The organism is Cohnella fermenti (assembly GCF_004801405.1).
GTDB classification, from domain to species: domain Bacteria; phylum Bacillota; class Bacilli; order Paenibacillales; family Paenibacillaceae; genus Cohnella; species Cohnella fermenti.
This window is the reverse complement of the sequence record NZ_SSOB01000072.1, coordinates 18191-28565: the sequence shown is the minus strand read 5'-3', so window position 1 is coordinate 28565 and position 10375 is coordinate 18191. Positions and strand designations below refer to the sequence as shown.

Below are 10375 nucleotides of genomic sequence, written 5' to 3'. Positions count from 1 at the left end.
TCTAAAGTGAACGGGAAAGCCGAATTCGGCTTTCCCGTTAGCATACGGTTCACGGTCAGAATTCCCGTTAAATCGTGGACAACTATCATCGTCTATTGCTGGACAAGTTAGGTTAGCTGTAACACTTGATGGACTAAAATGATGTTGTGTAATGTCATAGTTTTTTAATTTTTCTACTACCTTATCTCTTAGGTCGTTAAAAATAATAATTTCTTTGGGACTTGGAAATAAGTCGGTGTCTTTCTCAACTTGCAAATGATTAATTGCCCATTTTATTGACTCCTCTTTAAGCTTCATATCCCAGCCTCCCTGGTTCTCCAAAAACACCCGTAATTTGTTTACAATTACGGGGTTCGAACTCGTGCTTATTGGTTTTTTCGGTGTATATGCTGAAGCACCCAGCAGTCTAATGCTTTATTTACTCAGTCTAATACGTTGTTGTTTTGACGCGGTTATTAAGTCGCGAAATCATCAACTTTTGTAATTTGTTCTTACCCGTACACTCAGTTATTTACAACAGATTGACTACCCGTAAGATATTGTCTTATATCAATACCCATTCGATGTTGTAAACTCTCTATAGTGCTGTTTATTGTCCCCTCATCTTCAGTGTAAATGCCCGTCTCTTGTCTGAACCCTCTCTTAGGGTCACCTTTAAAAGATAACCAGTTGAAACTAGTAATTACCACATAACGTCCATCTACTAATAGCACTTTTTCATGTGTGTTCCCTAACTTTATTAATGTCAGATTTTTCCCGATTCCTTTCTGTTGTTGAATTTCCTTTAGGATTTTTTCAGCTTTATCGTTTTCTGCATCATCTTCTGAGATCCCATATCCAATTACTATTCTCACGTTCCGCCTCAAAGCACTTTTTATTAGGTTTTGGAGATCATTATCGAAAGCTCCGAACCTTATCCAAGGTGAAACAATAACTACAAAACTTTTAGCTTCCTTAAGAGACTGCTCGAGTAACGGCCGATGATTGTAAGTTTCCAGTAACTGATTATTACTTGCTTGCTGCTTCCTAAGTTCCCCAAGCTGCTTTTTAAGTTCTTTAATTTCTTGGGTTGCAGAAATTTTATCTTCAGAAGATGAGTAAACATCTTCTTCCAGTCTCGATTCTTGATCACCTATTCTTTGAGTTAATGATTCCTCCAGATTCTTAAAATGTGTAATTTTCTTCTTATTTTCCCGTGCAGACTCCAAAACCTCTTTCGGGACTATAGTCGGCAACTGACTACTATTACCATCTAACTGTAGCACTTTATCAGTTGGAATCTGCCTAATTCCTTCATTTTCCATCCTCATTATAATTGGCTCATACTCAGCAACCCTATCGAATCCTTCATATATCTTAATATCAATAATTTCAGGGTTATCTTTATGTGTAAAAACCAACATGTTTCTTTTCTTGTACTCCGTATAGCACTTATGAATTGAGTTGATTGAGATTAGATCGCCATAGGCCCCATCCATCATCATTTCTTTTTGTTGTCTTTTAATCAATCGTGACAATTCTTGAAAATTTACATCCTCGACTTTTGGCTCGTCAATTGCTTTGAGTACCGAGTGTAAATTATTTTGCTTTACATCCTTTGCTTTCATTGTTACCCTCTCTGGTAAATATTCACCAGTTAACCCATCGAGCAGAAACGTGTAAATCATCTCTTCTGGCTCTAGCATCTTTGAGAGCCTTAGACTTTCCCTCCCTTTGTCTGACATTTTGTACTTCCCTGTAATCAAATATACTAAGTCATTTGCAACTAGATTAACCAATGCTTCGTTTATCAACGATTTATCCAAGCCTAGACATCGAGCCATGTCTTCCACATGGCTCACCTCTGCATCCAGCAATTTCAATACAAATTCTTCAATAACCCCAATATCTTTTCTTTGCTGTACAGTTACGCTTAATAAAACTTTAAAGAGAGGGAACGCAACGTAATCATATTTAACCAAATTGTAATCGGGCACAGAATCCGCGTATCTTTCTGCTAACCGCTCAATCATCTACGTCACAATCCTTTCAATGGCGCACATTTCAGGGTTTTCTTCAATATACCTAATAACGTTTACAAACGGGTTCGCTTGGTCTCGATACAGTATTTCTTCCTTTGTAACAGATATGTGATCTCCCACAATAATGAGTAATTCACGTGCACGAGATAAGGCAACATTTAACCTTCTTGCATCTCCAAGAAAACCGATTTTCCCTTCCTTATTACTTCGAACAACACTATAGACGATTATATCCGTTTCTCGACCTTGAAAAGCATCTACTGTATTGATCTCAATCTGCAATTTCTTAAATCGGTGTTTATATTCTGTCTCAAATAGTTTTCTGAGATCATTTTTTTGCGCTTGGTAACCGGCAATAATCCCCACTTCTTTTTTGCTGCCAGACAAAATATATTCCTGTTCCATAGAGAGCAATGTTTGGAAGGTAGTTCTTGCCTCAAGCCTGTTTAGGAAAGTGTTGTGGGCTAGTCCTTGTTTAACCACCTGCTCAAATCTCTCTGGGTGTTCTGCTGTCGATAGCCATATAACTCCCTTATCTTTCCACTTACTATACCCATGTGATCGTTCTTCGATTGAAGTTTTTGATACAAGTGTTCCGTCATAGAATACCTTGCTGACAAGATTCCCAATTGCCGGATGCATTCTGTATTGCTCTTTCAAAGATCCAACGCAGTCTTGATTTATCGATCTCATTAATTCCTCAAATAGACTTACCTCTAAATCCTTGACACGAATACCTTGGGTCTTCAAATCTAAACTCTGTACTTGTTGGTCCACAAGCGGTGGGAGTTGTTTATGATCACCTACAAGAACTATCTTCCGCCCTAAAGTCATCGGTACTAGCAACTCTGGCGGTGTTGCACGACCCGCCTCGTCAATAATAATCCAGTCAAAGATTACATTATTAGCAGAAGGAACACTTGCAACACCTAAACAAGTTGCTCCGAGAATATTTGTTCTTCGCAACATTACATCTGTTAATTTGTCATCTTTTCCTAACCGGTCAATCCATTCTTCTTGAATTCTCTTTAATTTTCCTATTTGCTCATAATCACCCTTCTTCTGCTCAAGTTGCAACTCAATATCTTTCCTATAATTAATGAGTTCTTCGGCGTTTGTTACATTAATACTCTTTTTTAAAGTACCGGCTTTTTCCTCTAACACAAGTTCTTCAAATTGCAAATCTTCTAGTTCGACTTCGAGTAGTTCCTTTTGTTCTGCAAGCCCGAATGATTTATCGAGTTCAGAAATAAAGTTATCGCTAACTTGGAGCATCTGCTCCTTAAATGAAGTGATTATATAAAGGAGATCACTATCATTTACTCGTTCCACTTTTCCTTGTATTGTTGCTGCGGACTTTTGTATTTGATTCGATAGATTTTTTAGGGCATCGAATCTTTCCTTAATGAGTTGCGTTTTTTTGCGATTCTCCACTTGCATTTGATTTACAGCATTCATGCGATCTTCTAATTCTCTTATTTCTAGAGTCACCTGATATCTTTCTACTAAATCATCATCAATACCCTTTAGTTGTTTGTACTCTTCAATGAATGTGACACAAAGATTCTTTATTTCTTCAAACCAATCATCAAGTTGTTCCTCAATTGTAAAGCGCTCAGCACCAAGTGACATTTTATCTCTTCGACCAATCCTTAACATCGGAACACCAGGGAGTATTGATTTAATCTTGTTTAGGGCGTGATCCACTGCAACGTTTGACTGGGATGATATGAGTACTTTGCTATTTGGGTTTTCTTTATTTATTTGATAAACAAGTTCACTGATAAAAGTCGTCTTCCCGGTACCAGGAGGACCTTGTAATAAAAAGATGTCTTTTGCTGCTAGCGCTTTTTCTATTGCTTCCTTTTTCGATTCATCTAAAGGAGAGTGATATGACAGTTCTTGAACAGCATTACTTGAACGAGCAATACTTGGGTCAAACAGTATCTCAGGAATGGAGTTATTGACCATTTCCCTGTGTTGAGCTGCTTTTAGCGCTCTTTTTTGCCTATGTAGCGCAGTCTCTACCATCCTCTGATCGACTGAAATTTCCCCACTTTGAGCAAAATCATTTACGTTTGCATTCTTTTCCAATTGGATAACAAGCCTGTTCTCATCGTAATCGACGCAATATCCTGCAACCTTTGTCTTGTTTAGATTGGTCCTCGAGGTCATGCTGAGTAATTGTTCATCTGTAAAGGGCGATCTTTCTAATGGACTGCTCAACTCAACCCAAATACGCTCATCAAGCGCATCCCGCTCAAATCCACTATATATTAGAGTATTTCGACTCTCTTCGAGGCTTTGCGAGTATAGTCGTAAAACTCTTTGCCATCGTTCGATGCTCGACTTCTCAGACAACTCACTTTTTTCCTGCACACTATTCTCTCGTTTTTTCTCTTCTATGTACTCGATAAGATTGTTTGCATCGTCAAACTGGGAGCCATCTTGAATATTTGATACTACATCCCATTCACCCTCTACCAATATGGCCCTTTCTTTGTTTGCTTCATGAGTAACAACATTACGGTAGTGAATAGATTTTACGGTAATTGTCGATTGAGTGTGATTATCAATTACACAACGATACTCTAGTTGTTTACCATACAGTCTGTACACAGGTTGATTTTCTTTTGAACTAACTGAATCGTATTCCATATAAGTAATTGATTTTACAAGATCCTGATAAATAACTTGTGTTGCTTCATTCCTACTTAAATTCTTGATATAGCCAAACTTGTGTAGGTTATTTAAAGCAGTGGTAGTAAAACTAAGTCCATATACAGGCCCAACGTCATTCCCCTTTATTGTAGCCTTAAAAATATTTCGGACCTCAGCCATAGAGTTGTATCTATTATCAGGTAACATTTCAACCATTTTTAGAATGATTTCCTTAATCGCATCTGAGATTAAAGAATTTTCCTCGATTGAAACCTTTAAATCTACGTCATTATCTAAGATATCATTTGTTAAAAGCTCGAATGCAATTATCCCAAGAGAATAGATATCAGTTCGATGATCAATCGTCTTAAATGACTTTTGTTCCCACGAAGCATACTTAGGTGTTACAAAATTTGAAACCGTAAAATCGCTATAGAGACTATTTTTAATTTTACTTGTTCCAAAGTCGATTACCTTAATTTCATTTAAATCATTGATGAGAATATTCCCAGGTTTCAAATCACGATGATTGATTTGTTTACTATGGGCAAAAATGATAACATCCATTATCTGAAGCAATATGTTATATTTCTGTTTTTCACTCAATGAGTTGTCCTTAACTACTTTATCTAATGTTTGCCCATCAAAGTAATCAAGAACCATATAATATATACTGTTCTCATCATCTTTACCCTTATCGAGTAACCTTACTATCCCTGGGTGGTTCAAATTCTCTAAGTTTTCTATCTCCCTGAAAAATAACTGTGTGTTAAAATCTGCGTTCTCAATTTCTCCATATTCAAAAACCTTAACAACTACCTCAGTTGTATCATCATTACTAAAATCCCGGCAAAGGAAAACTTTGGATAATCCACTACCCTGAAACTTTCTAATTATTTTATAGCGGTCTCTAATCCACTTCATTTTTACATACCTCCCATCAGTCAACCATTCAACATGATACGTTATTCTTATGGAATGTTATATTTACTTTTTCAGCACCAATGCCTAGAGTAATTATATCTCCATTCTTTATTCTATACCTTTGATTTTGGTTTAGTTTTTCGCCATTTAGGTAAGTACCGTGAGTACTAGTATCTATTATAAATACTTGATCGTGATCGATTAATAACTCACTGTGTCTTCTACTAATCGATGGAAACCCTACAATAAGGTCGTTTTCCTCAGATCTACCGATAGTTGTTTTTGTACCGTAAATGTTGTGCCATCGTATCACTTGGTTCTCATTAACTTCAAGAAGACCTAGGGCCAACATCGTTGGAGCTTCTGTAAGCTTATTTTGTATTGAAACCTTGCTTTCATCACTACCAACTAAAGTGATTAGTTCAGAAAACACCGGAATAAACTTCTGCACTTTAGCATTTTTGAATACATACCACTTCCGTGCTTGCAGTTCTTTTATATCAAGTGCAGATGTAATTTCAACTGGAAATCGCCCACCAATTTCATCTTCAAAATTAATTTCTCTTTTCCCATTGCTTTCGGTAAGTGCTTGAAACCTAACAATTGTGGGGAATAGCCTTCGACTTTTCAGATGAATGAGGATTTCCTCGGATAAGTTGATACATTTTCTCCCTTTGTTCTTGTAATCATCAAGATTTACAATACCCTCTTGTTCATCGTGGAGAATTGAACCTCTAAGAGAAGACACTTCTGCAAGCTGTTTTTCCAAAGAATCATTCTTATCGAAGTAAATATTACTCCTCTCAAACAAAGTTTGAAATGTGTTCCAAGCATGTGAATCATGTTTGACTCGATACAACAATCTCAATCCTCGCAATGCTTCACCAAACATCAGCTTTTTATCTAGATTAACATCTAAAGTCGATTTAAGTTTCTGAACATAGGCTTTGTCAAATAACAAAAACCCATAAATCCTCAGTGACTCTTTCACAATATTCTCCATCAATATCACAACGTTTGTTACATGCGCACGGATAGTTTCCTTAGTTGTTGCAAACTCAAAATCATTTTTCTCTCTTTGTACATATAAAATCGCTTGTTCGAGTCCAAACAGTTTCAAGTTTTTCACTCCTTATTTAAAACGATACAAAATTAGATTCGACACTAACCAACAAGAACCTTTTCCTGAGTCGCTTCCTTTTGTGATTTTTTGGGTGACGATTCAGAATTATTTCGAATACTAGGGATTTGGCAAATGTTCCGGGTAAAGGAACTAATAGTAAAAAAAGCCTACCAAGGTGCGTAGGCCGGCCATTACTTGAATTCTATGGTAATACATGCGATAGACATTTAGTTTCTAATCCAGAACAGAATCAATTATACATGTCCCCGACTCAACTCATACTAATTTCCCCACAAGTCTGAACGTCCAATCTCGAGATGAATCACTCTGATAATGCTTAAGCTTATCAATAGTCAATCCAAGACATCGATCTAGCACATTCTGATCCCAATGACCGCCTTTACGAACCAGTCCGTCTAGTAGTTGCTTAATGTTATACTCAATTGCTCTAAATGATATTTGATCTGATGGATGCAATATAAGCGTCGATATAGACCAATCATCGGGTCTTGCCACTTCGACAACATAGTATGTTGACCCATTGTATGTCACCTGAACAACGGCACAAGTCCTCCGTGATCCATTTGCGCATACGGAGAAGCGCTTGCCTGGAGGTACTCTTAAGACAGACATTCTTACGCTCACAGGGAACGACTTTTTCAATATCTCAATCATTTGAAAAAACTGTTCCAGACCTATTGCCTCATGAGCAGGGATCGTCTCCAAGGCCTGAAAGTCGATAGGAGGGGTATCGCCGCCTTCCATCGAATCTTGCGTGCTGACTTCTTTTTCTCCTGTTAGCTTGCCACCTCGTCCTGAAGACACGATCACTTCATTTCCCGTATTCGATTGCTTTACACTATGCCGACGAGTCTCCAGCACTGGATAATTGATAAACTTCATAATTGTAGGGGGCGTTTCAATGACATCCTGATTGATATCTTCTTTGGCATAATCGCTGTTTTCATTAAATACATAATCCTTAGTGCTAGCACCGGATATGAATCTGACTGATTTATCGCCAGCACTCGATTCACGCTTTTTCTTGGACGGGTGCCAGAAGAGGATCTCTTCTGACGGATGACGAAAACCGCCAATGGCCAGAATCTCTTTCACCAAAACATAATCAATAAACTGCACTCCTCGAACATGAAATTCAATGGGGCCAACCTCAGGAAGGGTAGGTTCTAATGGAATACCCTTTCTCAACAATACAGAAGGATTAGAAGGGGAGTTCTTGATAGCTTGGCTGAACAAGTTCTGATATACAGAATCCCAAAGTGAGCGAATCTGTGGATCAGTATGTATCCACGATAAATGACGGGCATTATTGTCAGTAGCCAATCTAGCCGGCACTCGATTGCTCAAATTGAAATGAAGGGTTCTCTCTTGAACATGACTTTTATCGACAAGCAGGTCCAAACCATGAGGTTGAAGGAAGTAATAGGCTAAGTACCTTGAATTAATGAACATAGCTCTGACGAACTCAATGACCGGGATACAATGCGTTAGTCCATTCGTTCGGTACTGGATAATATTCTGTAGTCCAAGTTCAGGATTTTTACCAAAATCAATTAGACGCTTAGGCAGCTTGAAGCCGTTTGTAATTGTCCCTTGATCCAGTGAATTAATAGTGAAATGGAATACCGATCCGCTCATAGGTCTAATCTGATCATACACAGCGTTCGTATAGATTTGACCTATGCGTAAGTAGGGGAGAGTACCCCATGGGTAGGAAACAACTTTGATCCCTGAGGAACTTGCCCTGAACGCCACACGAATTCGCCAATTCCCCTTATAGTCCATGAACGGGGAGCCGAACCAAATTAACTCCGCCTCCTGATTTTCTGGAAATGGCCAAGATTTTAGTTTCAATGCTGCCATGACGATGTCCCCTCTGAGCCTGTTGATATGTTCAAAAAACTAACCTGTGAGATACAGCGATCTATTTCATCAGATACTTCTAGCGAATAACCAGATCTTAGCCCTGCAAGTTTCTCAATCTTCCACCGCTTGATCGGCCATTCGCCTGCCAATTGTTCTGTTGCCCATCGTACTCTTCGCTTCTGAAACTGGGACACTGACTCCAAATACTGCGTCAAGATACTCATTGTCACGGGGAGCTTATCGCGATGCTTCTCCAGCCAACTTAGCCTGTCGACATGTTTACCGATCAGAGCAATCGTAATCCGTATAGGCTTGAAGTTGGACTCGGATAAGACTGATTTGCATGCTGATTCCACCATCCAGCTTAGTTCCAGATCGCGTTTCTCCCAGTCCACGCGTATCTTGCGTGCTTTTTGACCAAATGAAGTGCGTTTCATTCTTGCTATTGAGGATTTGATTTTTGGCGTTTGTTCTACAGGCTCAACCATGTCGGACTGGGCATATTTAATCACGGTATTCGTGTCTACCCCGAGCACTTTCGCGGCTGCCCGATAGCTAAGCCCGTCCTGCATGCATTTCCTAAGTCTGGCAGTCCACAAGGGACCGTACGACTTAATCCGTCCGCGTCTAAACTTATCTTCTTCTGAACAGTCCGGCCCTCTCCGTGAATAGGAGAAGCCGCACGAACACATAAAAGTCCCTACAGGGCGACCTGTATCCGAGCACCGATTAACAACGCACTGTTCAACGACTAGTTCTTCAAAATGATCGGCTGCTCTGTTGAGACAAGGCCAGGGACCGTTTGCGAACGGACTGTCTTGTATACTTGAGCGACCCAGGAAATCGCTATAAGATCCATACAAAAAGCGAATGAGAAGCAGTTGTCGCAAGGGATGAATAGCCCAGCGAGCTTTTCTTGTCGACAGCGCTAACCATGAATAGTCCCGATCCTTCGGGTTGCTTTCGAGTAAATCTAATAGCTCGGGGCTGTAGAATCGCACCAGCTGTTCTTCTATCTTCTGCTGCCGTATACGCCGTGCCACCGTCACATAACCCTGCTCAAATAGCTTAGGGATGATGACTTCCCGCATATCAAACAAGGACTGCGGTTTGCTAGATTGGACAAGCACCCGATTATCATCTGCTATACCCAGAAGATGCTCGATAAATTTATCCGGTAGTGATTCAATAATGGGTACCGAACGAAACATAATTCTGGATATCGGCAGCATCGTCAGCCCATGGCGATCTGCCAAAGGTTCAGTGATCTCGTGCAGAATCATCTGATGCTCTGGACAAAGAAATACGCCGGGTAATTGATGTATACGATGCCAATAGGGTTCACCATAGCGTTGGATGTCTTCGTCGTAGCACGAAGGGCAGAATCGCAACTGCTTTAATCGATCAATTGTGCTTGCTGTAATGCCGACTAACGCATGTATACCTGATCCATTCGAACTTTTCATAAGTGCCCTTAATTGAATCGTGCGATCTTGAGGTAGAAAGGGTGCGTAATACGGGAAGAACGTGTGCTGGTCGAGCCAATCATCGGCACTCATTCCTTGTAATTCGCTTCTCATCGCGAGCTCTTCTAGATGGCTCGGAAGGTCGATCGTTGGAATTACATTCTCCGTCCCGTAAATTTCCCTCAACGTCCATTTGGGGCTCTCATTGTTGGTTCGTAAGTGATACCGAGCAATGACACTATAGACGAGCTCATCCGGATATGGAATCGGAAGCATCCTGCCTAGTATCATTC

5 protein-coding genes and 1 pseudogene are annotated in these 10375 nt (G+C 39.7%); all 6 read right to left on the bottom strand.

The genetic code is table 11. The annotated features are described in order from the left end of the window. Positions 1 to 297: pseudogene (locus E6C55_RS32150) on the bottom strand (hypothetical protein); the annotation flags it as partial. Positions 298 to 503: 206 nt separating this feature from the next. After that, entirely contained in the window at positions 504 to 2012 is a 1509-nt protein-coding gene (locus tag E6C55_RS32145) for a phospholipase D-like domain-containing protein (RefSeq protein WP_136373929.1), read from the bottom strand. Then, positions 2013 to 5606: an AAA domain-containing protein gene (locus tag E6C55_RS32140; protein ID WP_136373928.1), complete on the bottom strand. Its 3594-nt coding sequence runs from the start codon at positions 5604 to 5606 to the stop codon at positions 2013 to 2015. It lies immediately after the preceding gene. Positions 5607 to 5634: 28 nt separating this feature from the next. Further along, entirely contained in the window at positions 5635 to 6726 is a 1092-nt protein-coding gene (locus E6C55_RS32135) for an FHA domain-containing protein (RefSeq protein WP_136373927.1), read from the bottom strand. Positions 6727 to 7005: 279 nt separating this feature from the next. Continuing rightward, a complete protein-coding gene (locus tag E6C55_RS32130; RefSeq protein ID WP_136373926.1) occupies positions 7006 to 8613 on the bottom strand; it encodes a Tn7-like element transposition protein TnsE in 1608 nt (535 codons plus the stop codon). Further along, complete coding sequence (locus E6C55_RS32125) at positions 8601 to 10358, bottom strand: TnsD family Tn7-like transposition protein (protein ID WP_230986962.1); 1758 nt, start codon at positions 10356 to 10358, stop codon at positions 8601 to 8603. The genes E6C55_RS32130 and E6C55_RS32125 overlap by 13 nt, the downstream gene beginning before the upstream one ends. Positions 10359 to 10375 lie beyond the last annotated feature (17 nt).

Excerpts from the sequence above, each read along its gene's own strand:
- E6C55_RS32145 (WP_136373929.1), bottom strand. The coding sequence starts at position 2,012 with ATGATTGAGCGGTTAGCAGAAAGATACGCGGATTCTGTGCCCGATTAC.
- E6C55_RS32140 (WP_136373928.1), bottom strand. The coding sequence starts at position 5,606 with ATGAAGTGGATTAGAGACCGCTATAAAATAATTAGAAAGTTTCAGGGT.
- E6C55_RS32130 (WP_136373926.1), bottom strand. The coding sequence starts at position 8,613 with ATGGCAGCATTGAAACTAAAATCTTGGCCATTTCCAGAAAATCAGGAG.
- E6C55_RS32125 (WP_230986962.1), bottom strand. The coding sequence starts at position 10,358 with ATGCTTCCGATTCCATATCCGGATGAGCTCGTCTATAGTGTCATTGCT.